Origin of the sequence: Terriglobus albidus, assembly GCF_025685425.1 — a bacterium.
GTDB lineage: Bacteria > Acidobacteriota > Terriglobia > Terriglobales > Acidobacteriaceae > Terriglobus > Terriglobus albidus.
Genome location: NZ_JAGTAS010000020.1, coordinates 20354 through 46272 on the forward strand (window position 1 = coordinate 20354; position 25919 = coordinate 46272).

The window sequence follows — 25919 nt, forward strand, 5'->3', positions numbered from 1 at the left end:
AGCCCTAAAAAAGGCTCAGATGGAGTACCCATCCAGCAGGGCAGGCGGGGTAAGCGGGTCCTTCGCTTACGCTCAGGATGACAGCTTTATTTAGATAGCCGTAGCGACGATCACAGCGATAGCAAGAACTCATCCAGCAGATTGCATGCGACCGCAATGCGGTACTTTGCTGTCGAGCGAATGTCATCGATCGGCTTGATCTCCGACGCCAACACGGCAGCAGCCTGTGTCCTCAGCTCCGGTGTTATGGCCTTGCCAAGTAATAGTGCTTCGGTCGCATGCAGGCGGACGGGGCGGTCGATCAGGCTTGCTCCCGCGAGGCGAATCTCGCGAACCATCGCTTCATCGATCAACGCGGTCGCCGCAAGCGCAATCTTCGCGATGGCCTGTGCGTTGCGTGTGCCAACCTTGCGGACATACTGGCGGTGTTGCGCGAAACGGCGCGGCAGATGAATCGCGTAGATCAGCTCGCCCGGCTGCAAGACAGTCTTCTTGTAGCCAAGATGGAACTCGTCGTACGGCAGCGTGCGGCGGCCGGTTGCGCTTACCAGCTCGATCGATGCGTCATAGGCGAGAAGCGCCGGCGGATTGTCCGCCGCGGGGGACGCATTTGCGATATTGCCGCCGAGTGTTCCGCGGTTCTGATTGGCGATCGAGCCGGTCCATGATGCAGTCTGCGCAAGCAGGGGAAACTCGCGTGCGATGGCCGCATTGCGGCGGATATCGGTGAAGGTCGCTCCGGCGCCGAGTATGAGCGTTTCAGGCCTCTCTTCGATAAAGCGCAGTTCTTTGAGGCCATCGAGCGAGATGAGCTCGTGCCGTCCAAGCCGGCCAACGCCGAGCGCTACCATCAACTCGGTTCCGCCGGCGATAGGCGTAAGGCGGGGATTCGCCGCGAGTGCCGAGAGCACGGCGTCAAGCGAACCCGGAGCAGTGAGCGTGTAATCGCGAACGTCAGATCGCATGGCTTACTTCCCTGCCTCCGCCAGCTTCGCCGTCTGCTGCACGGCTTCGAAGATACGCATGTAACCGGTGCAGCGACAGAGATTGCCCGAGAGGCCTTCCCGAATCTCATCCAGTGTCGGAGCAGGATGCTTCTCCAGCAGATGGTGCGTCGCCAGGATCATGCCCGGAGTACAGATACCGCACTGCGCTCCTCCCTCTTCCAGAAAGCACTGCTGAATGGGATGAAGATGCGTATGCTCGCCGAGACCTTCGATGGTGGTGACGGTTGCTCCCTGAACCTGCAGCGTGGGTACCAGGCAGGAGTTGACGAGCTCGCCATTCAGTAACACGGAACAGGAGCCGCACTCGCCTTCGCCGCAGCCCTCCTTGGTTCCGGTAAGGTGCAGATGCTCGCGCAGCAGGTCGAGCAGGCGCGTCATCGGAGGCGCATCGACGGTGACCTGGCTGTTGTTGAGAGTGAAGGTGATGGTGCTCATGTGTGATTCCAATTCTGGGAAGCAGATCTCTCCGCTGGGCTATGGTGCTGTATCGCCGAAGGCTAGGGTGTTGTACCGCTAAAGACCGGACCAGCAACCGCAGGCTGCAACTGGGAACTATCGGCGGATATCAATGTCGGATTCGCCAGCTTGTCGAAGATGTCTTCGGGCAAGAGCGGGCAATGGTTGAAGCGAACACCTGTCGCTTCTTCAATCGCATTCAGAATCGCCGGAGCAGGGCCATCCATCGGAAGCTCACCGATGCCCTTCGCTCCAAAGGGTCCGTGAATGCTGGGGACCTCTTCGAAGAGCACATGGATCGGCGGAAGATCGGCGCTGGTGGGCATGATGTAGTTGGTCATCTGGTTGTTGGCCATTACGCCGTCTTTCCAGACGCACTTCTCATAGATGGCATAACCGATGCCCTGCGCGACGCCGCCCTCGACCTGGCCTTTGGCGAGCACGGGGTTCAGCACCTTGCCGACCTCCTGCAGCGCCCAGAAGTTCTTCACCTCGGCCATGTAGGTGCGGGTATCCACCGCGACCTCGGCGACATACACCGCCCAGGCATACGCCGGGTAGGCGTCGCCGTGATACTTATCGTCATCCCAGAAGATATCGTCTGGCGCCTGATACCGTGCGGTGGCGCGCAGCTCGCCATGTTGCTGTTTGTAGGCAAGCGCGGCATGGCAGAACTGTTCCGGCGTGTACGTCTCTTCCAGAAGACCGCTTGCACGCATGCAGGTCAGCAGGTTGTGCGATGCATCCTCCACCAGCTTGCCGACGATCATTGCGGTACGCGACGCGACCGTGGGTCCGCTGTTGGGTACGCGATCTGTATCGGGCTGGGCGATGCGGACATCTTTATAGGAAATGTGCAGCGTCTGCGCCGCTACCTGGCAGAGGATCGTATTCGTGCCCTGTCCGAACTCGGTGGACGAAACCAGAATCTCCGGTTTGCCTTCGTCGTCGACTTCAATCGCCACCAGCGAGTTTAACCGCCGCTCGCCGCTGCCGGTAAATCCGGCGCCATGCATGAAGGTTGCAAAGCCGATGCCGCGCTTGATGGGTGAGGTTGGATTCGTCTTGGCGAACTCTGCGCGCTTGGCGTGATATCCGCTCTCCTCCAGCGCACGTGTCAGCATGCCGTTAAGGTCGATGGGATCTTTGATCAACTGCCCTGTCGCTGTCGTGCCGCCAGGCTGAAGGAAGTTGCGGCGGCGAAGTTCTTCGGGCGTGATGCCCACGGTCTTCGCGATCAGGTCCATGTGGCGTTCGAGACCGAAGATCGACTGCGGCGCGCCGAAGCCGCGGAAGGCTCCATGGGGAGGACAGTTCGTTGCCACCGCCTTGGCGCGGATACGCAGATGCGGCCAGTTGTACGGTCCGGCAGCATGAATGGTGCCGCGCGAGAGCACGACGGGCGACAGCGTTACGTACGCTCCACCATCGATGGCAAACTCAATTTCGCCGCCCAGTAGTTTGCCGTCCTTTGAGACAGCGGTGCGGTGGCGCGTGCGCGAGGGATGGCGCTTGGTGGTCGCCGCCATATCCTCCATGCGGTCGTAGACCATCTTCACCGGCCTGCCGCTCTTCATTGCAAGCAATGCCGCATGGCAGCCGATCACCGAGGGATAGTCTTCCTTGCCGCCGAAGGCTCCGCCGGTCTCCACCTGGATGACACGGCACTTCTGTTCCGGCAGGCCAAACGCGAGCTGCAGCGCGTGATGCAGGTAATACGGACACTGCATCGATCCCCATACCGTGACACCCTGTTCGCTGTACTCCGCGATGACGCCGTTGTTCTCGATGTAGAACTGTTCCTGCGCTCCCGTGGAGTACTCGCCTTCGATGATGTAATCGGCAGTCGCCCACACATCCTCGACGTGGCCTTTCTCCATCAGGTAGGTCTTGAAGACATTGGGCGAGTCACCGGCTTCGCTATTCCAGATCACCGGCGCGTCGGGAGCTTCTGATTCTTCGATGGTAAAGACAGCGGGCAGCGGCTCATACTCGATGGTCACCGCATCGACGGCCTTGCGCAGCAGCGCTTTATCCGGATGTGCCAGGAGTACGATCGGCTCCTCCGGATGGTTCACGATCTCCTGCACCAGGCAAGGATGGTCCTTGAGCAGATGAACGATGGTGTTCTCGCCGGGGATGTCCTTCCAGGTAACGATGGTGAACTCGTCCCATGGAATGCCTTCGCCATAGCGGATGGCGGTAATACGCCCACGTGGAAATTTAGAGCGCACGGTGGCGCCGTGGATCATCTGCGGGAAGTGAAGATCGTCAATGTACTTGGCGTATCCAAGCACTTTGGCTTCGCCTTCATAGCGAAGCGCCGGTGAGCCGACAATGGATTCCTTGGCTGCCATGGTGCAAAAAGTATTCGCATAGCATACGTCGCCCCAGACGATTGCGGAAGTAGGGATTCCGTTAGAGCATTTTCCCTGTTGCTGCGGAAAATGCCCTAGCGCAGCAGCGCGGCGTACGCTTGCTCTGCCTCGTCGCTAAAGGCGACGAAGAGGATGCGATCGAGCAGCGGTGTATGGGCGTGCGCGCGTACGGTAGGCACGGCGATCTCCGCCGCCCGTTCTAATGGGAAACGATAGACCCCGGTCGAGATCGCTGGGAAGGCGATGCTTTGGGCGCCATGCTCCCTCGCCAGGTCGAGGCAACGGTTGTAACAACTTGCAAGCAGGTCGTCTTCGCCGCTGCCGCCTCCGTTCCATACCGGACCAACCGTATGGAAGACCCACTTCGCCGGGAGACGGAAGCCTGATGTTGGCTTGGCGTCACCGGTTTTGCAGCCGCCCAGCAGACGGCAGGCATGCAGCAGATCGGGCCCGGCCGCGCGGTGGATGGCTCCATCGACTCCTCCACCGCCCAGCAGCGAGGAGTTGGCGGCGTTCACAATGGCGTCGACCGCCAGTTTGGTGATGTCTCCGCGGTGGATCTCAAGCGATGCCATACGTCTTCAGATGCTATTCTCGCCGTAACCAGGAGCTATTTTCATGTTGCCGTACCTTCGTCGCGCCGCCGTCTGTCTGCTTTCCTTTGCTGCCCCCATGCTCTGTGCCCAATCGACTCAGAAGCCGTGGCCTATCAAGGCTGTGATTGTTACCACGTTTGAGATCGGTAAGGACGAGGGCGATGTTCCCGGTGAGTTCCAGCTCTGGGTGGAGCGCGAACATCTGACCGAAACGCTCGACTTTCCGGGCGGCATCCATCCCATCCGCACCAACCCGGAGCACACCGTTCTGGGCATCCTGAGCGGTACTACGCTGGTGAACGCCACCACTTCGCTGATGGCGCTGGGCACAGACCCGCGGTTCGACCTCACGCACGCCTATTGGCTGGTGAACGGCATTGCCGGCGTCGATCCGGCAGATGCCGGAATCGGCTCCGCCGCTTGGGCGAACTACGTTGTCAACGACATCTCGCGTTACATCGATCCACGAGAGATGCCGAAGGACTGGCCGACCGGCTACTTCGCTATCGGCGCCCACGAGCCGAATAAGCTGCCGCCCTCCGGCGGCGTGATCCGCGACCGCGTCAATGCCTACAAGCTCAACACCAGGCTGACCGCCTGGGCCTACAACCTCACCAAGGACACGCAGCTTCTGGACTCGCCCGAGGTTGCCGAGTTCCGTAAGGGCTTCACCGGCTATCCCAATGCCCAGAAGCCGCCCATGGTGATGATCGGCGACACCTTCGCCTCTGACAGCTACTGGCACGGCAAGCTGATGACCGACTTTGCCAATGACTGGGTAAAGCTTTTCACTGACGGCCAGGGCAACTTCGTCATGACCGAGATGGAGGATTCCGGCTTCACCGAGGCGATGAAGCGTCTGGATCGCATGAAGCGTGTCGACTACCAGCGGTTGATGGTGCTGCGCACGGGATCGAACTTTTCCATGCCCCGCCCGGGTCATACTGCGATTGAGAGCGTGAACTCGCCCTACATCGGCACCCGGCCGGCGGTTGAGAACGCATGGCGCGTCGGCAGCAGGGTGCTGCATGAGCTGACCTCCAAGTGGGAGACCTACGCGACTCACATCCCCGGGGAATAAGCTGGAGGATGTGAGTCTTACGCATCCGTTCCCCGCAGACTGGCGGGCCCAGGTTCTCGGCGGGCCGCCACTCATCGCTCCAGCGCGGCAATTCATCTATCCCCGTGCGGTTCCGGGCGAAGAAGAGGCGCTTGCGCGTGGCGCCATGTATGTCCTGGTGAAGCCCTCATCCGGTGGCGAGTTCCTGGCGACCTGCGCTCGGGGATTTGCTGATCCCGGCTTACCGTCCGGCATCTGGAGCTGCCCCCGCCCGCAGGAGCTATGCCTGATCGCCGGTGGCTACGCCTGCATTGTGGACACGCTGGCTCCCGAACGGGCCGCTCTGGTACCGCAACGTCCTGTTATCGAAGTAGTGCCTGCCATCGAGGCCGGTCTGCTGCTCTTCGCTGGTTTCCACACCGTGATTGCCTGGGGAGCGAATGGCCTGGCCTGGGAGACCGGAAAGCTAACCTGGGAGGGTCTGACTCTGGGCGCAGTCGACGGGAACATCCTGAACGGGATGGGGTGGGACATGATGGCCGACAAAGAGGTGCCGTTTGAGGTGGACCTTAGGACGGGGAAGCATACGGGTGGTGGGTTTCGCGGGTAGGATTTGCGAAAAGTCAAGCGCTGAAGGCGCGTTCTATACCAGCCTGGGGCAACGCCCCAGGTTTTGGCGCCCCAAAAGATGGTTAAAGGGCTGAAAGCCCGCCCTATATAACAGCCTTCAATCCGAGCTTATCGTTTGTGACGATTGGGAATTATAGATCGGGCTTTCAGCCCTCTTACGTTTCCTTAGCTCCGTACCTGGGGCGTTGCCCCAGGCTGGTATAGGTCGCGCCTTCAGCGCTCAACAAAGAAGGGCTGAAGCCCGCTGCTCCCACCCAATTCCTCAAAAAGGGATCGAGCTTGGTCTTCTTGGCTCGGCTGTCTTTAGGTCGTCGGCTGCAGTTTGCGCCGCTCGGTTTCGAGATAGGTGAACCGGATGCGGTGGATGACCGTGATGGTCGAGAGCACCGCCAGCACCCATAGAGCGGGAGCCATTGTTCCCCAGTGGTTGAACAGGGCGCCAAGGATGATGAGCACGATGCGCTCCGGCCGTTCCATGAAGCCGACCTTGCACTGGCCGATCAGGGCTTCAGCGCGGGCGCGGGTGTAACTGACCATCAGGCTGGCCGTCATGACGAAAGCCGCCAGGAAGACATAGAAGAACCGGTTACCGCGGGCGTAAAAGACCAGCAGCCCGAAGAAGAGCGCCACGTCGGAGTAGCGGTCGATCACGGAGTCGAAGAAGGCTCCGAAGACCGAGACCTGATTGGTCTGCCGGGCGACACGGCCGTCGACCATATCGAAGAGACCTGCACCGATGATCACCAGGCCGGCATAGAGAAACATGCGATCGGCATTGGCCCGGCGCGCGTACCCAAAGAAGAAGGCAGCGACGATGTTGATGATCAAACCGATGAAGGTTAGGGTGTTCGGGGAGATACGGGAGAGCGCCAGACCGTTCACGATCTTCTGCAGCAACCAGCCGCAGGCTCGTCCAAATGCACTTGTCCAGGTCATTGTGGTACCGCTCTCTAGTCTAAATGCCCGCGGGAACTGAGCCAAAATCGGGCCCAGCCGGAACGCGGCTCTCCCACTGGAGAACCGCAGGCAGGTCCGGTTTCTGCTATTCCGACGCTTCGTGAATGGTGGTGAGCTTCAGGATTTCCAGCTCCCGCTTGCCGCTAGGGGTAACCACGGTGGCGATATCGCCGACTTCCTTACCTACCAGAGAGCGGCCGATCGGCGAGGTCGTTGAGATCAGCCCCTTGGCCACGTCCGACTCCTCGCTGGTGACCAGCTTGTAGGTCAGCTCTTCGTCCTTACTGGAATCAAAAACGACTACGGTCGAGCCGAAACCGACCTTGTCGTTGGGAATATTCGCCAGGTTGACCAGCGACAGCTCGGCCATGCGCTTCTTCAATTGGCCGAGGCGGGCGTTTACGAACTCCTGCCGCTGCTTGGCCATGTGATATTCAGCGTTTTCGCTCAGGTCGCCAAGGGCAACCGCCTTCTTGATTTCAGCCGGTAGCTCGGTCGTCAGCTCGTACTCCAACTGCTTGATCTCTTCTTCGAGCCTCTTTTTGATGTGTTCGGGCATTCGCTTCGGGCCTTTGAAATGAAATAAGCGCTTCCCCTCGCGCTGTTGGAACCACGCGAGGGCAGCGCCCGCATGCGGCTAGTCCTTGGAAACCTGATTATACGACGGGTGGCGTTTCGCGGGCGGCCCGGTAAACCTTCTCGGCAAGGTAGCTTTCGAGCAGCACAACAGCCGCCACCTGGTCCAGCACCTCTTTGCGGTTCTGTGTCCCGTAGCCTGCCTGGTTCAGGCGTTCATGTGCCTCGCGCGTCGTCAACCGTTCATCGAAATACACCACGGCGATCCCGGCAGCCTGGGCAACAGCCTCGGCGAACTCCCGTGACGCGAGAGCGCGTTTGCCTTCGGTCCCGTCCATGTTGAGCGGCAGCCCGGCAACGATCTCGGTGACTTCATGCTTGCGGACAAGACGAGCGATGTTCTTTGCGTCGTCTTTCAGCCGGGTGCGGCGCAACGTGAACAGAGGCTCGATCGTCACTCCCAACCGGTCCGTCATAGCCAGGCCGACAAAGGTGTCTCCGATATCGATTGCGAGTGTGCGAGAAAACTGCTGAGTCACTTCTGCCACTCTAATCCTCCAAACGTGTCATTTCGTTCCGCCCGCCGGGGAAAATCTGACGCGTATCTCTCTAAATTTTTCGTGCCGGCTGCCGATAACAAAGTTGAAATCACGTGAAATCAGAGGTTTGCGCTTTGGCCCATTACATGCACCACTATCCCCAAATCCGGCGAAGGAGAATGTTTAGCTGCATGATGCGCAATCCGGCAACGGCCATTTGCCCGAACTGCCGCCAAGGCCATTTCAACCGCCGGGGTACGGAAACGGCCCTGCAACGGTATTTTTGCCAGATCTTCCGGCTGTTTCCGTGGGCGTGTTCTCAGTGTGAGTACACCGTCTACAGCCGGGATCGTGGCCATGTGCGGTATACCCCCAAGGTGGACGGTCTGACCCCAGCGGCAGTCAATGATCGCGTACTGCGACGTGAGCGATCCGACTCCTGGGCGTAATTCCCACCCTTTCAAAACAGATTCGTGTCAGCGCCCTCTGGAAGGATCAGGGGAGTTGCTGACATTTAAATCGAGGTGCACCCCTGGCATCTCCGGAACATAACACTCCCCGTCGCTGGCGTACGTCTTCGCGCAGCTCGCCGTGATGTCCTTCCGTTGTGGCGACTGGGCAAACTGCCACACCGTTGCATTCGGGGTTCCGCTGTCGCTAAGCTTCGGTGCATTCAACACGCATCCAGGCGCGGGCCCGACCGGAGCACAAGCATCCTGCGCCACCCACAGTACGACGTCGTGCAGCTTGAGCTTCTTCACCCAGGTGGAGATATCTTCCGCGGTCGTAATGTGCACGCCTCCGCCCTCATCCACCGGGCGCCCGCTGCAGTATGCGCCGGGTGTATATCCAGCGGCTGCCACCGCCTCAGTCCATCCCAGTGTGTAGGCGCGCTGTTCTTCGAGCAGGCGTCCGCCCTCTTCGAGGTCGAGAAAGATCACCGCACCTGCGGGGAAACCTTCACGCTTCGCGGCTGCAACCGCCGCAATGCCTTCCCGTTTGCCCAGCATCTCAGGCTTAACACCGCGTTTCGCGGCAGCCTTGATCTGCGGATCCAGCTTTCCGTTCCAGAGGATCAGGAAACCGTAGCCCATGCCGCGGATGATCGCGCGCTTGCCCACCCATGTGTTGCCGGTCTCGCCGGGAGGATTGTTAAGCCAGTAGCCGGTGAAGGCGAACCGCGATTTTCCGGCTCGCATGGCGGCGTCTCCGGGATAGTCGTTGCGATCGAAGCCGAGCTTTCCCTGAGCGTGCGCCAGTGTGGAAGCACCCATCGTCAGCGCCAATAGAAACCATCGAAACTTCCGCGAAATCACCTGCATATGCTCATGCTACCGTGAGCGCATGACTACAGCCGTTGCCGATCCGCGTTATCCCATCGGGAAGTTTTCACGTCCCGAAACCATCACGCCCGCGCACCGCAAGGAAGCGATCGCCGAGATTGCCGCACTTCCGGAGAAACTCTCCGCTGCCCTGGCCAAACTGCGCCAAGCACAGCTTGACACGCCTTATCGCGAAGGCGGATGGACAGTACGTCAGCTCGTGCACCACATCGCAGACTCGCACCTGAACGCCATCACCCGGCTGAAGCTGGCACTAACAGAAGAGACGCCCGTGATTCGTCCTTACGACGAAAAGTCCTGGGCGGAGTTGCCGGATAACAGCCTCGATGTCGAGGTCAGCGTCAATCTCCTGAAAGCTCTTCACACCCGCTGGGCCACGGTTCTCGAATCACTCAATGACGCGCAGTGGCAGCGGCTGCTGCAGCATCCGGAACAAACAACGCCATGGACTGTGGAGCACCTGACGTTGATCTACGCATGGCACTCGAAGCACCATGTAGCCCACGTCGAGTTGCTAGTTGCTGGTTCCTAGTTGCTAGTTGTTGCTTGGTTGCTTGGAGCTTCTAACTAGCAACCAGCAACTAGAATCCAGCAACTGCCTTTATTCAATTGGTTTCCGTATCCCCAGCGTCGCCTTCTTCCGTTCCTGCGGCTTAATCGCTTCGCGGTTTTCGGGGGCGTTGGGGTGAACGCCGAAGTCCCACACGCCGAGGTTGATCTCTTTCTCGCTGAGGATTTCCATCAGGGCGTACTCGCCGAAGTCGAGCTGCTCCTTTGGTGTGAGCTTCATCCAGTGACCGCCGGGTAGCATCTCGGCAGTAGTGGGGATCACATCTTCCTGCCGTTTGGTCGTCCCGATCATTGAGATGTTGAAGCTGGAGACGATGCGTACATCACGCCGCACGTCACAACGGACGATGACGTAGGTGCTCTTATCCGATCCACCGGTCGGGGCCTGCTGTTGTTTGGAGCCGTGCGTGTTGACCTCGAAGGCGTTTGAGGGCACGTCGGTGTCATCGTCTCCGACACGGATATACAGTGGGCCGTCCGGTACATGCAGTTGGATGGGCGAGCGTGAGCCCTTCAGCTCCACAACCTGATGTGAGGTGGAGAGCGGGTTGATCACTGCCTTCAGGATGTTGTGCGCCGTCTGCTTATTCAGCTCTCCGGAGGACTGAGCCAGCGGCACCAGCTCAGGCGTGCCATGGAAGGTATCCAAAGCAAGAACCGAAGTGTCTTCGGGCAGACGCAGGTTGGGCGCGACCTCGGGAGTGCGGGCCCGCAGGTCAGCCTCCTCCTTCTGGAGCTCGGGGTCGAGTTGCACCTTATTTTGTGCAGCCTGAGCTGCGCCGGGGGCGTGATCTTTCTGATATCTCTCGGTCGCGTCCCAATCAATCAGGTTGGCGGGGATCTCTTCCTTGACTCCGCCGCGCTCAGCCGAGGTGTAGACCACGTTGCTGCCGGAGATGCGGTAGCTGGTCACTACCTGGTAACTGCCGTCTTTCAGGATGAGACGGGTGCGCTGGGGTCCGTTATAGGGCTGCTGCGCGACAGCAAAATCGGTAAAGCAAGCCAAACCACCGCTCAAGCAGAAGATAAGCGCCAGGGCGCGCGACATTTTCGTACGTAGAAGCGTCTTGAACATAGGCAGCCACACGATTAGACGTATTCGTGTGTGCTTTCGCAACTGTGATACGGTCAGTGCTATGAGCATGCTACGACAGATCAATGCTGGTGAGCGGCGCACGTGGATGCGCTGGGTCGCCGTGTTGTGCATGCTTTTGATTATGGTGGCCAGCACGGTTGAGCTGTGCCATACGCACCCGGATTCGGTGCAGCAGACACGCGATCAGCGCCAGTCTGGGCCCACCGACCATTGCCCGCTGTGCGTGGCCATGCACTCGGCGCTGCCCACTTCCCTGCATGTGACTCCCGAACCTGTAATGCAGGTGGGAACGGTACAGGGACCCGCGATCGATACGCGCCGTCGTCTGTTGTGGGCGCATGGACTCGCCAGCCGTCCTCCTCCCTCCGTGACAACGATCGCTCTGTAGGCGAGGGCTGCCATCGCTCATCTGCGAAGGCTCCCTTACATGGCGTGTTTTTCATCAGAAGACAGGAGTTCCCATGAAGAAGCTTTTTCTGCTCGTCCTGAGCGGAATTGTTCTGCTTTCCGCTCGCGTATACGCCCAGGGTACGGCGGGCAGTGTCAGTGGCGTTGTTACCGATTCCACCGGAGCCGTAATCCCCGGCGCGGTGGTCACCATTACCAACCCGGTGAGCGGTCACGCTCAGACCGCAACGACGGGCAGTGACGGCCGCTACATCGTCAGCAATCTTCCCTTTGGCCGCTACCACACCAGTGCCGCCGCACAGGGATTTCAGCCGCAGGCCTCGGACGTGCAACTGCGCTCGGCAGCGATTGTCTCGCTGGACTTCCATCTGACTGTCTTTGCCGGAAATACGGTTGTGACCGTGGAAGCCGATGCCGAAGACCTGATCAACCGCGATCCGGTTGCCAGCACCGCGATCGACCGCAGCCTCTATGAGAAGCTGCCGACCGAGAGCACGGCCGCTCCGCTCAGCTCGCTGGTCACACTCAGCACACCGGGCATTGCTTCGGACTCGAACGGACTCTTCCATCCGATGGGCGAGCACGCTGACACTACTTACTCCATCGATGGTCAGCCGGTCAGCGACCAGCAGAGCCGCGTCTTCGGCAACCAGCTCAGCCTGAACGCCATTCAGTCCGTCAACGTGATTGATGGTATCCCTCCGGCAGAGTACGGCGATAAGGCGAGCCTGGTGGTACAGACCACGACCCGTTCCGGACTGGACTCCAAGCATCCGACAGGGACCATCTCGGCCAGCTACGGCAGCTTCGGATCGGCAACGCTCTCTGGCTCGGTCGGTATCGGCAGCCAGCACTTCGGCAACTTCGTCAGCCTGGACGGTGTGAACAGCGGCCGTTATCTGGATACGCCGGAGTTCCGTCCGCTGCATGCGCACGGCAACAACCAGAACTTCTTCGACCGCTTTGATTTCAAACCGGACGACCGCGATACCTTCCAGCTCAATCTCTCAGCCTCGCGCTCGTGGTTCCAGACACCGAACCAGTACGACCAGGAGGCCGCCGGACAGGATCAGCGCGCCAAGATCCTGAGCTACAACCTCTCGCCGAGCTGGACTCATGTGCTGAATCCCAGCGCACTATTCAGCGTGAATCCGTACCTGCGTCAGGACAACTTCCACTACTATCCGTCGAATAACGTCTTCAACGATCTGCCGGCAACGCTGTCGCAGTCGCGCCGCCTGCAGAACGCCGGCATCAAGACCGACTTCTCCTGGACCAAAGGCATCAACACGCTGAAGGCAGGCGCCAACTTCTACCATACCTTCCTGCATGAGGGCTTCTCGCTGGGCATCACGGATCCCAGTTATAACGACCCCAGCAGCGACAGCTATAACCCCAATCTGGCTCCCTACGACCTGACCCGGGGTGGATCGTTCTATCGCTTCAATGGCCGTACCGACATCAAGCAGGAGGCCCTCTATGTGCAGGACTCGCTGTTGTGGCGCGGTATCGAGCTGCAGCTTGGAGTCCGCGCGGACAACTATAGCGGCCTGAGCAGCCGGTCGATGGTGCAGCCACGGCTTGGTCTCAGTTACCAGGTCAAGCAGACCAACACGGTGCTGCGCGCCGGTTACGGCAAGCTGTTCCTGACTCCGTATAACGAGAACCTCATCGCCTCCAGCTCGACTGGCGTCGGCGGCCTTTCCAATGGTGTCTTCGCCGCCGAAGCATTGAAGCCCGCCGGCCGCGACCAGTACAACGTCGGCTTCGAGCAGGGCTTTGGCAAGCACCTTGTCGTAAGCGGAGAGTACTTCTGGAAGTACACCGACCGCGACTTCGACTTCAGCGTGCTGTTCAACACACCGCTGGCGTTCCCGATCCAGTGGAAGAAGTCGAAGATCGACGGCTTCGGTATCAAGGTCAACGTCCCGAACGTGAAGGGCTTCTCGGCTTACTCTGTCCTGGGTCACACCCGTTCCCGCTTCTTTGGGCCGGAGGTTGGCGGCATCCTGTTCAACGATCCCAGCGTGACCGATGCTACCGTCTTCCGCATCGATCACGATCAGGCCTTCCAGCAGACCACGCATCTGCAGTGGCAACCGAAGAAGGAAGGCGGATGGGCAGGCCTGACGTGGCGGTATGAGAGCGGCCTGGTCGCCGGCAATGCTCCCTTCGCCACGGACACAACATCGCCGGTGGATCTGACCTTCCTGACCGCCGATCAGCAGCAGCAGATCGCGCTGGCCTGCAACGGCGTACGCGCAACCCTGAATGCGCCGCTCTCGAGCTGTGCGCCCAACTTGCTCTCTTCTCCCCTGGTCTCAATCCCGGCGCCAGGGACAGAGGACGATGACCGCAACCCGCCCCGCATCGCTCCGCGCACCATGTTCGATGCCGGCCTGGGATGGGACAACCTTTTCCATAAAGACCGAATCAAAACGAACATAAGCCTGACAGTTGTGAATTTGACAAACAAGTACGCGTTGTACAACTTTTTGTCGACGTTCAGCGGAACCCATTTTGTTTCGCCACGCACAATCAACGGGCAGGTGTCGTTCAACTTCTAACAGCCCTCCCCCGGTTTCGTTCGAGTTGCCCTCCCCCGGCACCTCAACAACGGTTGGATGACACCACAGCGGCTCCGGAGCGAACCTCCGGAGCCGTTTTTGTGCTCCCGGAAAACAGCTATAATGGATCGTGCACCCCTGTGGAGCCAATCCTGAACAACTGAATATGTGGAGGCGGAGATGTCGGCAAAATACATCTTTGTAACGGGCGGAGTTGTGTCTTCCCTGGGTAAGGGGCTTTCTGCTGCCTCAATCGGCAGCCTGCTGGAGGCGCGTGGTCTTCGGGTCAACCTGATGAAGTTTGACCCCTACCTGAACGTCGACCCCGGCACCATGTCTCCTTTCCAGCACGGCGAGGTCTTTGTGACCGACGACGGAGCCGAGACCGACCTTGACCTGGGCCACTATGAGCGCTTCACCCATGCCCGTCTGTCGCGCGATAACAACCTGACCAGCGGCCGTATCTATGAACAGGTCATCACCAAGGAGCGCCGCGGCGACTACCTGGGCAAGACCGTGCAGGTGATTCCTCACGTCACCAATGAGATCAAAAGCGCCATGCGCAAGGTCGCAGCCGACTGTGACGTCGCCATCGTCGAGATCGGCGGTACGGTCGGCGATATCGAATCGCTGCCCTTCCTCGAAGCCATCCGCCAGATGCGCCAGGATCTTGGCCGCGATAATACCTGCTTCGTCCACGTGACCCTGGTTCCCTGGATTGCCGCCGCACAGGAGCTGAAGACCAAGCCCACGCAGCACTCGGTCAAGGAGATGCTCTCCATCGGTATCCAGCCAGATGTACTGCTCTGCCGCAGCGAACGCAACCTGCCCCGCGACATGAGGTCGAAAATCGCTCTCTTCTGCAATGTGGAGGAAGCTGCGGTCATCGCCGCCCGCGATGTCGAGACCATCTATGAGCTGCCCCTCGCCTTCGCTGCGGAAAAGGCCGATGAACTGATCCTGAAGTATCTGCGCATCGACGCCAAGCCGGCGGACATCTCCAAATGGCAGGACCTGGTACATCGCGCCCACAATCCCAAGGACGAGGTCCACATCGGCATCGTGGGCAAGTACGTGGAGTACGAGGACAGCTACAAGTCACTGAAGGAAGCCCTGATCCATGGAGCCCTGCACCACAACCTGAAGCTGCGCGTGACCTGGATCGAAGCCGAAGGCCTGGAGACCGAAGACGACAGCTACCGTGCGCAGTTGCGGGACTTCGACGGCATCCTGGTGCCCGGCGGCTTCGGCAAGCGCGGCATCGAGGGCATGCTCAATGCCATTCGCTATGCGCGTGAAGAGAAGGTTCCCTACTTCGGTATCTGCCTTGGCATGCAGACCGCTTGCATCGAATATGCTCGCAATGTCTGCGGTCTGGCCGGCGCCAACTCCGGCGAGTTCGATCCTGCGACGCCGCACCGCATCATCTATAAGCTGCGCGAGTTGATCGGCGTGGAAGAGATGGGCGGTACTATGCGCCTGGGCGCGTGGACCTGCGTCATGGAACCGGATTCGCTGGCTGCCAAAGCCTACGGAGCAACAGAGATCAGTGAGCGCCATCGTCATCGTTACGAATTCAATCGTGAGTACGAAGCAGTGCTCACCGGCGGCGGCCTGCGGTTGACTGGAACCACGCCGGATGCGACGTATGTGGAGATCGTTGAGATTCCCACGCATCCATTCTTTATCGGCGTGCAGTTCCATCCTGAGTTCAAATCGAAGCCGCTGGAGCCGCATCCGATCTTCCGCGACTTCGTTGCAGCCAGCTACAAGAACCGCGGGCACAAAGAAGCTCCGCTGACTGCAGGACAGCCCATAGCACTGGCTGAATAGCGAATAAGCAATTCACACAATAGAAAACCATCGTGATGAGCGGTGGTTCTTTATTGCACCCTGTAAACCACGGTGGGAGCAGCGGGCTTCAGCCCGCTGATTTAAGCAGTAAAGAAATTGGGCTTCAGCCCTGGGCTCTTCAATGTCATTCAAAGGCCCAGGGCTAAAAGCCCGATCTGGTTGTTATTTCTAAACCGTGGTCTGAAAGCCCACGGCTCCCACCGCGCTCTTCTCGAGAATTCCGGCCTATTCCCGATACAACAAGGACACGCTCCTAGCGGCCGGTAAAAGCTCCGACCAGATCCACCACATCGGCGATCACGCGGGTGGTCGGGTCATAGGCCACTACATAACCCTCGTAGTAGCCATACCGGTATCCCGGCGGAGGCGGCTGCAGGCCGCTGTAGTAGGCGGGAGGTACAGCCTCCACCACATAAGTGCGGGGAATCGTGTAACCGGCGTAAAAGTTCGGACGACGGCGGTTCTGCCACCGGCGAGCATCGTTTTCGTAGTAGCCACGGAAGTGCTCACGCTCGTCACCACGGAAACGCCAGTCCATCTTTTTAGCCTGGCCCGGTGGGATATTGCCGTCCATCTTCTTGGCTTGACCTGGTGGGATTCCGCCATGCCCCGGCGGAGGCTGACCATGACCTGGCTGAGCAAACGCGGTAGCGGTCGCCGCCGCAAATAAAAGTGCTGCACGGAGAGACTTCAAGGGGGAATACATTTTCTTACCTTCCTTCTTACTATTTTCATTAGATGCAAATTTCTGTTCAAACACCAAGAAAACGAGCATCCAACTTCTTGCCATGGTCGATGAGCGGAAGCGAAGTGGAGGAGCAGGTCGCGTTGTCATAGCGCTGGTCATTGTCTTTCTCATGGGGACGATAGCGACAGTCCTCTATCTGCGGCACGCGGTTACGGGCGTTTCCGGGCGCATCGCCACTCTACTGCTCGGCCGACCGGTGAGCTATGACACTTCAGTACCCGTGGTCATCGAGAAGATCCAGTCGCTGCGGCGGTTGGAAACGGTCTCCTACTCCATGGACACCATCGTCGAAGGGAAACGCAGCAACGATGTGTTGCCCGATCTGCTCTTTGGTGACCGCTTGCTGCTGGTCGTGCACGGGCAGGCAATCGCCGGTGTCGATCTTGCCAAGCTGAAACCTGAAGATGTGAGAGTCGCTAACGGCGCTATTCACGTAGAGTTGCCGGCCTCTGAACTCTTCTCCGCCAATATCGACAACCAGAAGACACGCGTCTATCTGAGAACGACAGGTCTCTTCGTGCCGGCAGATCAGAACCTTGAGACAGAGACCCGCGCCAAAGCCGAGGACCAGTTGAAGCAAGCGGCATTGAAAGACGGCATCCTCGATAATGCCAAGCGCAATGCGCAGGCGACCGTGACCACGATGTTGAATGGGTTAGGATTTACGCGGGTTGATGTAAAGTAGCGATTCGATTCGTCGGAGGCTCCGCAAGAACCCGGAGTATGACCTGATTCGAGCTGCGCTCGAATAGTTCACTCCAGCGAACCAAGTTCGCCGGGGGCCCCGAATATCCCACATCTGCTTGCACCCCAACGAACAAAGTTCGTTGAGGACCCCGCGGCGCAGATATGGGGCACCCAGGCGGAGAAGATGCAGCAACGGTCCCAGGTTTCGGAGCCGTTGAAGATCAGACGGCTGAAGACCCGCTCTATAACTCCCCATGACAACGACATGTTGCATCTGCTGAGAAAGTAAAGGCCGGGCCCAGGTCCCTAAGGGGAGCCGGGGCACCCGGTGCATGGGTTATCGGGAATATGTCGATACGCCACTAGCTTTCATGACTATTCTTCTTGACGAAATCATAACCATTTGGCTATGGTTTTGATGTGAAAGCGGCCCATGCCAATCACGTCTTTCGGGCTCTCGCGGATCCGACTCGCAGGTCGATTTTTGAGGAGCTGAGCCTGCGGGGAGAACAGACCGTTCACGCATTGACTCGCTATGCGGGCGTATCGCAGCCTGCTGTCTCCAAACACCTGACGGTGTTGAAGCGGGCGAAGCTGGTACGGCATCGTCGCGAAGGACGTGAGACGCATTATCGTGCGCAGCCTGATGCGCTGGCGCCGATGGTGGACTGGCTGCACCACTACGGCACCTTCTGGAGCGACAAGTTCGATCGCCTGGAAGCCCTTCTAGAAAGGATGGAACCATGAGCACTTCCACAGAGAATACGCGCACCCTTGTGATCGAGAGAGTCTTTCCCCACACACCGGAGAAGCTGTGGCGGGCGCTCACCGAAAGCCCGCTCGTCGCACAGTGGCTGTTGAAGAACGATTTCGCGCCAACCATTGGACATAAGTTCCAGTTCCGTTCCGAACCGATGCCGCAGTGGGATGGCGTGATCGATTGCGAAGTGCTGGTAGTCGATCCGTTGAAACAGCTCTCGTATAGCTGGAATGCTCTTGGGCTTGAAAGTGTGGTGCTCTTCACCCTCGCGCCAACACAGGGAGGCACGCATCTTCGCATGGAGCACTCCGGCTTCCGTGCCGATCAGCAGACGGCATATAACGGAGCGAACTACGGATGGCAGAAGTTTCTTGGCGGTTTGGAGCGCGTGCTCGCAGGAGAGATGCAATGAAAGCCTCGAAAGCATTCGTCATAGGCTTCTGGATCTCCACGGTGATCTTCGCGTTGCAGATGGGCTTCACCGCGTACGCTCAATTGAAGCTGCCTCAGGTTGCAGAGACCTTCACTCATCTCGGCTTTCCTGGCTACTTCCGGGTCGAGCTCTCATGGGCCAAGTTCGCAGGTTTGGCTGCATTGCTCATCCCGATGGTTCCGGCGCGGCTCAAGGAGTGGGCCTACGCCGGATTCGCCATCACGCTCGTCTCGGCATTGATCGCTCATCTCGCCGTCGGCGATGGAGCCGCAGCATGGAGCTGGTCGGTAGGAACCGGTGTACTGTGGGCTGTGTCCTACTTTTTCTTTCGCCGGCTGCAGCGCGACGCCGTCCTTTCTGCGGTAAGAGGTGTGTAAGATACACCTGCGATGACGAAAGCTGTTCTTCTGCTCGAATGCCCTGACCGCAAGGGCCTGGTTGCGGCCATCATGAACTTTCTCGTGTCGGAATACGACGCGAATATTCTTCATGCCGGCCAGCACCAGGATGCGGAGCTCGCGCGTTTCTTCATGCGCATCGAGTTCGAGTGCGCCAGCGAGCTGATTCACGAACGCGTTTTCGCCGAGCGCTTCCGCAAGATCGCGGATGAATACAACATGCGGTGGCAGCTTGCTGAAAGTGATGTCAAACTGCGCGTCTGTCTCTTCGTCTCGCAGCACCTGCACTGCCTTGCCGACCTGTTGCAGCGCTACCAGGCCGGCGAGCTCGAGTGTGAGATCGCACTGATCATCGGCAATCACCCCGACGGCGGAAAGCTGGCGAGCTTCTATGGCGTGCCCTTCGTTCATCTGCCAATCGATCGCGAAAATAAGTCGCAGGTGGAGCAGGAGCAGCAACGCCTGCTTGCAGAACATCGCATCGATCTGGTGGTGCTGGCGCGCTACATGCAGATCCTGTCACCGGAGTTTGTCGCAAAATGGCCGGCGCGCATCATCAACGTGCATCATTCGTTCCTGCCCGCCTTTATCGGAGCGAAGCCTTATCACGCAGCCTTCAATCGCGGAGTGAAGCTGATCGGCGCAACGAGCCACTATGTCACCAGCGATCTGGATGAAGGACCCATCATCGAACAGGATGTCGTCCGAGTCACCCAGGGAGATACCATCCCTGACCTCGTCCGCAAGGGCCGCGATCTGGAACGTATTGTTCTCTCCCGCGCCGTCCGCTGGCATCTGGAGCACAGGATTCTCTACTACGGGAACAAGACTGTGATCTTTGATTAGATTCGAGCGTAGCTCGAATGGAGGTGGGAGCCGAGTGCTTTGGCGCGCGGTTTTACTGGATAAAGAGAGGTCGGGCTTTAGCCCTGGGTCCTTTCCTAACGGACTAGAGGAGGCCCAGGGCTAAAGCCCGATTATTTTTATGTCTTTATCAGCGGGCTGAAGCCCGCCGAACACCCCAGCCAGCAAGCTGGCCGGGGACCCCGCTGCTCCCACCCAGCACGACCGCTGTCGTTCGGCGAAAACTGTTCTAATGTTTTTGCCGAGGAACCATGAAGTTGCCGGATCAATTACAACTTCGTTTGCCTTCGAGGAGATCGCATCGGGGGCGAAGATCATGGCTTTGCCTCATGGTCTTGTTTCTCTGTATCCCGCTATACGGGATCGATCGTGACCGCACGGTCGCGCAGCTTCATCACACAGGCTGGACTTACATCGAAGGAGCGCCGGGCCAGGTGCGCGCGTTGGCCCAGACTACCGATGGTTATCTGTGGCTGGGAACCGCAACCGGCCTTTTCCGTTACGACGGCATTCAATTCGAAGCCTACAAGCCGCCATCCGGTCAGGCCTTTCCGCAACGCAATGTGGTCTCTCTTCTCGCCACTCCAGATGGCGGATTATGGGTGGGTTATTGGTATGGAGGAGTCAGCTTCATCAAGAACGGAAGCGTCACCGACTATGGAAAGCCTGACGGACTTCCTGCGAATCAGGTGCTGGCGTTTACACGCGACCGGCAAGGTGTGATCTGGCTTGCGGCGGGGAAGGATGGACTTGCCCGGCTGGAAGGTTCGCGCTGGAAAAAGGTCGGAATGGATATGGGGTTCTCCGGCCCTGCTAATACCGTTTTTACAAGTCGCGACGGTACCGTTTGGGTGGGAACACCGACCAGCGTCGCTTATCTCGTCGAGGGAGCAAGCCAGTTCCAACTCGCCGCGCAGGGCTTGTTTCGTGTCAGAAACTTTGCTGAAGCCTCTGACGGCACATTGTGGATGGCAGAAACGGGCTATGGCGTGCGGCCTGTTCCGTTGCCCGGAAAGAACAGCGGCAAGCGGGGACCGGCCGTCCTTGTAGGATCACAGGCAATTACATTTGACCATCAGGGAAGCCTTTGGATTACCAGTCTGGGCAATGGAATCCGCCGCGTTCCGTACCCGGATCACCTTCGTCGGCCTAAGGTCGAAGGGCCATCTGCATGGCAGTTCCACGATCCTGATGTGGAGGAGTTCACCCCGCAGGACGGCCTGACAAGCGATTACGTGTCTTGCGTGTTGGAAGACCGCGAGGGCGACCTTTGGGTTGGCACCAGTGGGGGCCTGGATCGCTTCCGGCAGAGCCCCGTTGTCTCAATCACGGTTCAGCCCGTTGCGAATCAAGGTGCTCTTCCGATTCCATCGTTGCAATCGTTCACAACCAGCGCGGTGGCTGCGGGAGATAAGGGTGCGCTTTGGGCTGCAGGGATCGGGCCGCAGGTTCTGGTGAAGATTCAGGATGGCAAGATCGTCACACAGCTCCGCGACCGGTACATTGATTCCATCTATCGCGCTCCAAACGGCGCTGTGTGGCTGGCAACTCCGTGGTCGATCTTCCGCCTCTCCAGGGAACATGCAGCTGATCCGATGCAGGGAGCCGTAGCGTACAGCTATGACGCCACCGTGCCTGTGGGACAAGGACAGGCACTGCATCGGCTTCATCTGCCAACTACAGACGGTATCGGTGTGAACCTGCAATCGCGCGTCAAGGCGATGACCCAGGACCGGTCGGGTCGGCTGTGGGTATCGATGGAGTCAGGGACCTTTCGACTGGAGAGGTCTGGATGGACCAGTCTTGAAAATCTTGGAGGCCCGCGCGGTACCGCGACCGCTGAGTTCACTGATTCCCAGGGGCGTATCTGGTTCGGATTCGCTAACACCATCGCGATGCTGGATCGAGATGGGGTAAGAACCTATTCCAGAAAAGACGGTATCCAGGTGGGCACTATCACGTCGATCCAGGGCAAAGGATCGACGATCTGGATCGGCGGCGAGTTCGGTCTGGAGTTCTGGGAGGGCAACCGGTTTCAACCTGTAAGTCCAGCAGACGGAAGCACCTTCGGCGGTGTCTCTGGAATCCTCACCGATTCTGATGACGGGCTATGGTTCGCCGAGCAACGGGGAGTAATTCACATTCGCGAAGCTCAGTTGCGACAACCGAAATCCGGCAAAGTGGAGTTCGAGAGTTTTGGTTTGCTGGATGGCTTCACTGCTGCACTGAGGGGATCCCTTGCCTCACCATCCGCCGCGCAAACAACCGATGGCCACCTTTGGTTCGCGACCACAAAGGGCCTGGCCTGGATCGACCCCAGGCGCGTTGTTCGGAATACAGTGCCTCCGCCGGTATTGATTGAGTCCGTTCTTGCGAATGGCAGGAGATACGAGAGCTCCGCATCTTTCAAGCTGCCACCCCGGACGAGAAATTTGCAGATCGTCTATACGGCTACAAGTCTCACCATTCCCGAACGCGTTCGCTTTCGCTACAAGCTCGAAGGCCAGGATAAGGATTGGCAAGACGTAGGAACTCGCCGGGAGGCGTTCTACACCAACCTCGATCCGGGCACCTATCGATTCCGCGTGATTGCATGCAACAACGATGGAGTCTGGAATGAAGCCGGATCGACGCTGGACTTTGCTGTAACGCCGGCATTCGATCAGACGTTATGGTTCAGACTTCTATGCGTCATCGTTCTGGCTGGATGCCTGTGGTTGCTCTACCTGCGACGGCTGAGGCAAGCAACAGCCCATGTCCGGGAGCGGCTTGGGGCACGACTGGAAGAGCGAGTGCGCATCGCACGTGAGCTGCACGACACCCTGCTGCAGGGCTTTCAGGGTCTCTTATTGCGGTTTGATGCCGTGAAGAAGGCAATCCCTCAAGACCACCCTGCACGCAGCCAGATGGAGAGCGTGCTCGACCGCGCCGACGAAGTTCTGCATGAAGGGCGAGAACGTGTCCGCGATCTTCGCCATGATGAGATCTCGGCGAATGAGCTGCCTGACAAGTTGGCGGCAGCCGGAGAGGAGTTTAGAAAAGGCCATGCAATCGGATTCAGCTTGAGCGTGATCGGAACGCAACAGCCGCTTGATGCCACAGTCGGTGACGAAGTGGTGAGGATAGGACAGGAGGCATTGGCGAATGCGTTCCGGCATTCCAAAGCATCAAAGATCGAAGTTGAAATCACATATGATCCCAGCCGGGTAAGGCTGAGGGTTCGCGATGACGGCATGGGGATCAGTCAGGATGTCCTGCTTCGTGGCCGGGACGGCCATTGGGGACTGATTGGAATGCGCGAGCGAACCCAGAAGATCGGCGGACAACTGAAGATCTGGAGCCAGGAAAGTGCAGGCACAGAGATTGAGCTCACGATTCCGGCGGCGATTGCATATCCACTTTCGCACAAGACGGTACGTTGGCACTGGGTTAAGCGTCTTCTCAGTCCGGGGGGCTAGAGCATTTTCTCTGTAGGTGTAGCGCAGGGATTCTCATCTATGGGCGTTTTTCCGCAAAGAAAACGCCGCTGCACTCCTCTTCCGGGATGCCCAGCAACAGGGGAAATGCTCTAAGACAATCGACATATTCGCCTTAGAGCATTTTCCTGTAGGTGTAGAGTAGTGCATCCTCGCTGCAAGGTTCTGGCTATCATGTCTCTTCATCCTCTGCGTTCCGGCATTCTTTTACTCTGTCTGACATCTGCCATGCAGGCACAGTTTGGCTCCGCACCGGCCGGCGGCACTCAGACGCCCGATGCAGCCGGCGGATCTATTCGTGACTCCCGCCAGCATCCTGCTGAACCTTCCCGCGACAACGCATTCTCCATGACGATTAATCGTTACGGCATCGCGGCCACATTACAGACACTTGCGTCGCAGGCCAGCGCCACGATCCTTGCCCGAGGAGGTAATGCCGTCGATGCGGCGATCGCAGCGAATGCGGCGGTGGGTGTGATTGAGCCGATGATGAACGGCATCGGAGGAGATCTCTTCGCCATCGTCTGGGATCCGAAGGAAAAGAAGATGTACGCCCTGAACGCGAGCGGCTGGTCTGCCAAGGACGAGACCATCGATGCCATGAAGGCGCGTGGCGTGACCACGATGGACGGCACCAGCATCTATGCCGTCACCGTTCCCGGCGCCGTAGCCGGATGGGCGGCGCTGCATGCGAAGTTCGGCAAGCTGCCGCTTGCGGTAGATCTCGCACCTGCTATTGCTCTGGCTGAGAACGGCTTTCCCGTCACCGAGACCGACTCCGCCACGTGGGCGCAGTACGGCATGCCCTTCAAGGACCGCGCAGCCTTTGCCTCCATCTATCTTCCCAAGGGAACCTATCCGCGCGAGGGAGAGATCTTCCGCAATCCGGATCTGGCCAACAGTCTTCGTCTGATTGCGAAGAATGGGGCCGATGCCTTCTACCGCGGCCCTATTGCTGATGCGATTGTGAAACTCTCCGACCAGAACAACGGCTTTCTCACCAAAGCTGATTTCGCGGAATACAAAGCGGAATGGGTCGAGCCTATCTCGACGACCTATCACGGCTGGCGTGTCTACGAAACTCCGCCGAATACCCAGGGCGTCGCCGCTCTCTCGATGCTCAACGTCATGGAGCTCTATCCACTGCGCGATTGGGGGCATGACTCGGCGAAGACCCTGCACATAGAAATGGAAGCCAAGGCGCTTGCCTATGCCGACATGCTTCACTACGTTGGCGATCCGAATACGGATGACATTCCTACGAAGAAGCTCATCTCGAAGGAACTTGCCAAAGAACGCGCCCAGGGCATCACCGATAAAGCCAACTGCAAGGTGCTTCCGTCGGACCGCAAGGCGCAGCTCGACAAGCTGCAATCGGACACGACTTACCTCGCCACCGTCGATCGCGATGGCATGGTGGTCTCATTCATTCAATCGGATGCCGGCAGCTTCGGCTCGGGCCTGGTCGCGGAGCATACCGGCTTTGTGCTGCATAACCGTGCCGGCGGCTTCTACATGCAGCCCGGTCAGCCCAACTCACTGGCCGGGCACAAACGCCCGCTGCACACCATCATTCCAGCCATGATGCAGAAGGACGGTAAGACCATCGGCTTCGGCATCATGTCAGGCTTTAACCAAGCCCAGGCTCATGCGCAGTTCGTTGCCAATGTGGTGGACTTCGGCATGAACATCCAGGCGGCGATGGATGCTGCCCGCTTCAACAAAGGCAACTCCGGCTGCACTGTAAGCATTGAGGATGGTTATCCGCATGAGGTGCTGGAGCAGCTCGCCTCGCAGGGACACCAGATTATCCTGGTGCCGCGCTACTCGCAGGTGATGGGACGCGGCAATGCCGTGATGCGCGACGCGACACGCGACGTAAACTTCGGCGCGACCGATCCGCGGGCAGATGGGCAGGCCACTCCGGAGCAGCCGCCCTTCTAGAGCATTTTCACTGTTGCTGGGTATCCCGGAAAAGGCGTGCAGCGGCGTTTTCATTGCGGAAAACGCCCATAGATGCGGATCCTCTGGGTACACCTGCAGTGAAAATGCTCTAATTCCCGGTTAGGTGTGCGATCGACATGATCGATGACAGGGAACTTTGACTCCCGAGATGGTCTTTGCTTGACACCCCTAAACATCTAGGCTAACTTTGATGCCAAGTTGTTTAGGGGTACATCGTGGCGAAAAACGATTTACAGGGAACACTGGATCTGCTGGTCTTGAAGACTCTCTCGCAGAAAGGCGAGTGCCATGGCTACGGCATTGTGCTTCATATTCAACAGGCGTCTGACGATCTGCTGCGTGTGGAAGAGGGCTCTTTGTATCCTGCACTGCACCGGATGGAACAGCGTGGATGGATCTCTTCGGACTGGGCGCTTACAGAGACGAAACGGAAAGCAAAGTATTACAAGCTGACCTCTGCCGGCAGAAAGAAACTCGTGGAAGTCGAGAAGGATTTCGAGCACCTGGTAAAAGGTGTTCGCGCAATTTTGCGTTATGCCTAGGAGGAGAGA

24 protein-coding genes are annotated in these 25919 nt (G+C 58.7%); 14 read left to right on the top strand and 10 right to left on the bottom strand.

Annotation, left to right across the window (positions count from 1 at the left end; translation table 11 throughout):
• Positions 1–110 precede the first annotated feature (110 nt).
• From OHL21_RS01065 to OHL21_RS01080, 4 genes are all read right to left on the bottom strand, one after another.
• Positions 111–965, bottom strand: coding sequence for an FAD binding domain-containing protein (locus tag OHL21_RS01065; protein WP_263415395.1), 855 nt, complete (start codon positions 963–965; stop codon positions 111–113).
• A 3-nt stretch (positions 966–968) separates the two neighbouring features.
• Positions 969–1442, bottom strand: a complete 474-nt coding sequence (locus tag OHL21_RS01070; RefSeq protein ID WP_263415396.1) for a (2Fe-2S)-binding protein — start codon at positions 1440–1442, stop codon at positions 969–971.
• A gap of 62 nt (positions 1443–1504) precedes the next feature.
• Entirely contained in the window at positions 1505–3820 is a 2316-nt protein-coding gene (locus OHL21_RS01075; RefSeq protein WP_263415397.1) for a xanthine dehydrogenase family protein molybdopterin-binding subunit, read from the bottom strand.
• A gap of 95 nt (positions 3821–3915) precedes the next feature.
• Entirely contained in the window at positions 3916–4416 is a 501-nt protein-coding gene (locus tag OHL21_RS01080; protein ID WP_263415398.1) for an O-acetyl-ADP-ribose deacetylase, read from the bottom strand.
• A 43-nt stretch (positions 4417–4459) separates the two neighbouring features.
• Here OHL21_RS01080 and OHL21_RS01085 point away from each other — a divergent pair, with 43 nt between their 5' ends.
• Together OHL21_RS01085 and OHL21_RS01090 are read left to right on the top strand one after the other, a co-directional pair.
• Complete coding sequence (locus OHL21_RS01085; RefSeq protein ID WP_263415399.1) at positions 4460–5518, top strand: purine nucleoside permease; 1059 nt, start codon at positions 4460–4462, stop codon at positions 5516–5518.
• 10 nt (positions 5519–5528) lie between these two features.
• Positions 5529–6107, top strand: a complete 579-nt coding sequence (locus tag OHL21_RS01090; protein WP_263415400.1) for a hypothetical protein — start codon at positions 5529–5531, stop codon at positions 6105–6107.
• Between the two features lie 323 nt (positions 6108–6430).
• Here OHL21_RS01090 and OHL21_RS01095 read toward each other — a convergent pair whose 3' ends face one another.
• The 4 genes from OHL21_RS01095 to OHL21_RS01110 all read right to left on the bottom strand — a co-directional run bounded on the left by OHL21_RS01095 (position 6431) and on the right by OHL21_RS01110 (position 9521).
• A complete protein-coding gene (locus OHL21_RS01095; protein WP_147645828.1) occupies positions 6431–7063 on the bottom strand; it encodes a CDP-alcohol phosphatidyltransferase family protein in 633 nt (210 codons plus the stop codon).
• Positions 7064–7169: 106 nt separating this feature from the next.
• Complete coding sequence (locus OHL21_RS01100) at positions 7170–7643, bottom strand: GreA/GreB family elongation factor (RefSeq protein ID WP_263415401.1); 474 nt, start codon at positions 7641–7643, stop codon at positions 7170–7172.
• Between the two features lie 97 nt (positions 7644–7740).
• Entirely contained in the window at positions 7741–8208 is a 468-nt protein-coding gene (gene ruvX, locus OHL21_RS01105; RefSeq protein ID WP_263415402.1) for a Holliday junction resolvase RuvX, read from the bottom strand.
• A gap of 467 nt (positions 8209–8675) precedes the next feature.
• Positions 8676–9521: a glycoside hydrolase domain-containing protein gene (locus tag OHL21_RS01110; RefSeq protein WP_263415403.1), complete on the bottom strand. Its 846-nt coding sequence runs from the start codon at positions 9519–9521 to the stop codon at positions 8676–8678.
• 22 nt (positions 9522–9543) lie between these two features.
• On the opposite strand from OHL21_RS01110, the gene OHL21_RS01115 reads away from it, so the two are divergent.
• Positions 9544–10074: a YfiT family bacillithiol transferase gene (locus tag OHL21_RS01115; protein ID WP_263415404.1), complete on the top strand. Its 531-nt coding sequence runs from the start codon at positions 9544–9546 to the stop codon at positions 10072–10074.
• A 69-nt stretch (positions 10075–10143) separates the two neighbouring features.
• On the opposite strand, the gene OHL21_RS01120 is transcribed toward OHL21_RS01115, so the two are convergent.
• Positions 10144–11187, bottom strand: a complete 1044-nt coding sequence (locus OHL21_RS01120) for a hypothetical protein (protein WP_263415405.1) — start codon at positions 11185–11187, stop codon at positions 10144–10146.
• 61 nt (positions 11188–11248) lie between these two features.
• Here OHL21_RS01120 and OHL21_RS01125 point away from each other — a divergent pair, with 61 nt between their 5' ends.
• The 3 genes from OHL21_RS01125 to OHL21_RS01135 all read left to right on the top strand — a co-directional run bounded on the left by OHL21_RS01125 (position 11249) and on the right by OHL21_RS01135 (position 16016).
• Positions 11249–11596, top strand: coding sequence for a hypothetical protein (locus OHL21_RS01125; protein WP_263415406.1), 348 nt, complete (start codon positions 11249–11251; stop codon positions 11594–11596).
• Positions 11597–11669: 73 nt separating this feature from the next.
• A complete protein-coding gene (locus tag OHL21_RS01130) occupies positions 11670–14183 on the top strand; it encodes a TonB-dependent receptor (RefSeq protein WP_263415407.1) in 2514 nt (837 codons plus the stop codon).
• Positions 14184–14363: 180 nt separating this feature from the next.
• Positions 14364–16016, top strand: coding sequence for a CTP synthase (locus OHL21_RS01135; RefSeq protein ID WP_263415408.1), 1653 nt, complete (start codon positions 14364–14366; stop codon positions 16014–16016).
• Between the two features lie 274 nt (positions 16017–16290).
• Here OHL21_RS01135 and OHL21_RS01140 read toward each other — a convergent pair whose 3' ends face one another.
• A complete protein-coding gene (locus OHL21_RS01140) occupies positions 16291–16731 on the bottom strand; it encodes a hypothetical protein (protein WP_263415409.1) in 441 nt (146 codons plus the stop codon).
• Between the two features lie 94 nt (positions 16732–16825).
• Between OHL21_RS01140 and OHL21_RS01145 the strand changes: the two genes are divergently transcribed.
• The 8 genes from OHL21_RS01145 (at position 16826) to OHL21_RS01180 (ending at position 25910) form a co-directional block, all read left to right on the top strand.
• On the top strand, positions 16826–17470 hold the full coding sequence (locus OHL21_RS01145) for a DUF4230 domain-containing protein (protein ID WP_263415410.1): 645 nt from the start codon (positions 16826–16828) through the stop codon (positions 17468–17470).
• A 422-nt stretch (positions 17471–17892) separates the two neighbouring features.
• Complete coding sequence (locus OHL21_RS01150; protein ID WP_263415411.1) at positions 17893–18219, top strand: ArsR/SmtB family transcription factor; 327 nt, start codon at positions 17893–17895, stop codon at positions 18217–18219.
• The gene (locus tag OHL21_RS01155; RefSeq protein WP_263415412.1) at positions 18216–18644 is read left to right on the top strand and encodes an SRPBCC family protein; all 429 of its coding nucleotides are present in this window, start codon (positions 18216–18218) and stop codon (positions 18642–18644) included. The genes OHL21_RS01150 and OHL21_RS01155 overlap by 4 nt, the downstream gene beginning before the upstream one ends.
• On the top strand, positions 18641–19042 hold the full coding sequence (locus OHL21_RS01160) for a DoxX family protein (protein ID WP_263415413.1): 402 nt from the start codon (positions 18641–18643) through the stop codon (positions 19040–19042). Before OHL21_RS01155 ends, OHL21_RS01160 begins: the two co-directional genes overlap by 4 nt.
• 12 nt (positions 19043–19054) lie before the next feature.
• The gene (purU, locus tag OHL21_RS01165) at positions 19055–19909 is read left to right on the top strand and encodes a formyltetrahydrofolate deformylase (protein ID WP_263415414.1); all 855 of its coding nucleotides are present in this window, start codon (positions 19055–19057) and stop codon (positions 19907–19909) included.
• Between the two features lie 347 nt (positions 19910–20256).
• A complete protein-coding gene (locus OHL21_RS01170) occupies positions 20257–23385 on the top strand; it encodes a sensor histidine kinase (protein WP_263415415.1) in 3129 nt (1042 codons plus the stop codon).
• A gap of 192 nt (positions 23386–23577) precedes the next feature.
• Positions 23578–25347, top strand: a complete 1770-nt coding sequence (gene ggt / locus OHL21_RS01175; RefSeq protein WP_263415416.1) for a gamma-glutamyltransferase — start codon at positions 23578–23580, stop codon at positions 25345–25347.
• A gap of 236 nt (positions 25348–25583) precedes the next feature.
• A complete protein-coding gene (locus OHL21_RS01180; RefSeq protein ID WP_263415417.1) occupies positions 25584–25910 on the top strand; it encodes a PadR family transcriptional regulator in 327 nt (108 codons plus the stop codon).
• Positions 25911–25919: the final 9 nt, after the last annotated feature.

What these genes read in the sequence shown, in the direction of transcription:
- OHL21_RS01065 (WP_263415395.1), bottom strand. Translation starts at nt 965, where the DNA reads ATGCGATCTGACGTTCGCGATTACACGCTCACTGCTCCGGGTTCGCTT.
- OHL21_RS01070 (WP_263415396.1), bottom strand. Translation starts at nt 1,442, where the DNA reads ATGAGCACCATCACCTTCACTCTCAACAACAGCCAGGTCACCGTCGAT.
- OHL21_RS01075 (WP_263415397.1), bottom strand. Translation starts at nt 3,820, where the DNA reads ATGGCAGCCAAGGAATCCATTGTCGGCTCACCGGCGCTTCGCTATGAA.
- OHL21_RS01080 (WP_263415398.1), bottom strand. Translation starts at nt 4,416, where the DNA reads ATGGCATCGCTTGAGATCCACCGCGGAGACATCACCAAACTGGCGGTC.
- OHL21_RS01085 (WP_263415399.1), top strand. Translation starts at nt 4,460, where the DNA reads ATGTTGCCGTACCTTCGTCGCGCCGCCGTCTGTCTGCTTTCCTTTGCT.
- OHL21_RS01095 (WP_147645828.1), bottom strand. Translation starts at nt 7,063, where the DNA reads ATGACCTGGACAAGTGCATTTGGACGAGCCTGCGGCTGGTTGCTGCAG.
- OHL21_RS01100 (WP_263415401.1), bottom strand. Translation starts at nt 7,643, where the DNA reads ATGCCCGAACACATCAAAAAGAGGCTCGAAGAAGAGATCAAGCAGTTG.
- OHL21_RS01110 (WP_263415403.1), bottom strand. Translation starts at nt 9,521, where the DNA reads ATGCAGGTGATTTCGCGGAAGTTTCGATGGTTTCTATTGGCGCTGACG.
- OHL21_RS01115 (WP_263415404.1), top strand. Translation starts at nt 9,544, where the DNA reads ATGACTACAGCCGTTGCCGATCCGCGTTATCCCATCGGGAAGTTTTCA.
- OHL21_RS01120 (WP_263415405.1), bottom strand. Translation starts at nt 11,187, where the DNA reads ATGTTCAAGACGCTTCTACGTACGAAAATGTCGCGCGCCCTGGCGCTT.
- OHL21_RS01125 (WP_263415406.1), top strand. Translation starts at nt 11,249, where the DNA reads ATGAGCATGCTACGACAGATCAATGCTGGTGAGCGGCGCACGTGGATG.
- OHL21_RS01130 (WP_263415407.1), top strand. Translation starts at nt 11,670, where the DNA reads ATGAAGAAGCTTTTTCTGCTCGTCCTGAGCGGAATTGTTCTGCTTTCC.
- OHL21_RS01135 (WP_263415408.1), top strand. Translation starts at nt 14,364, where the DNA reads ATGTCGGCAAAATACATCTTTGTAACGGGCGGAGTTGTGTCTTCCCTG.
- OHL21_RS01145 (WP_263415410.1), top strand. Translation starts at nt 16,826, where the DNA reads ATGGTCGATGAGCGGAAGCGAAGTGGAGGAGCAGGTCGCGTTGTCATA.
- OHL21_RS01155 (WP_263415412.1), top strand. Translation starts at nt 18,216, where the DNA reads ATGAGCACTTCCACAGAGAATACGCGCACCCTTGTGATCGAGAGAGTC.
- OHL21_RS01160 (WP_263415413.1), top strand. Translation starts at nt 18,641, where the DNA reads ATGAAAGCCTCGAAAGCATTCGTCATAGGCTTCTGGATCTCCACGGTG.
- purU (WP_263415414.1), top strand. Translation starts at nt 19,055, where the DNA reads ATGACGAAAGCTGTTCTTCTGCTCGAATGCCCTGACCGCAAGGGCCTG.
- OHL21_RS01170 (WP_263415415.1), top strand. Translation starts at nt 20,257, where the DNA reads ATGGTCTTGTTTCTCTGTATCCCGCTATACGGGATCGATCGTGACCGC.
- ggt (WP_263415416.1), top strand. Translation starts at nt 23,578, where the DNA reads ATGTCTCTTCATCCTCTGCGTTCCGGCATTCTTTTACTCTGTCTGACA.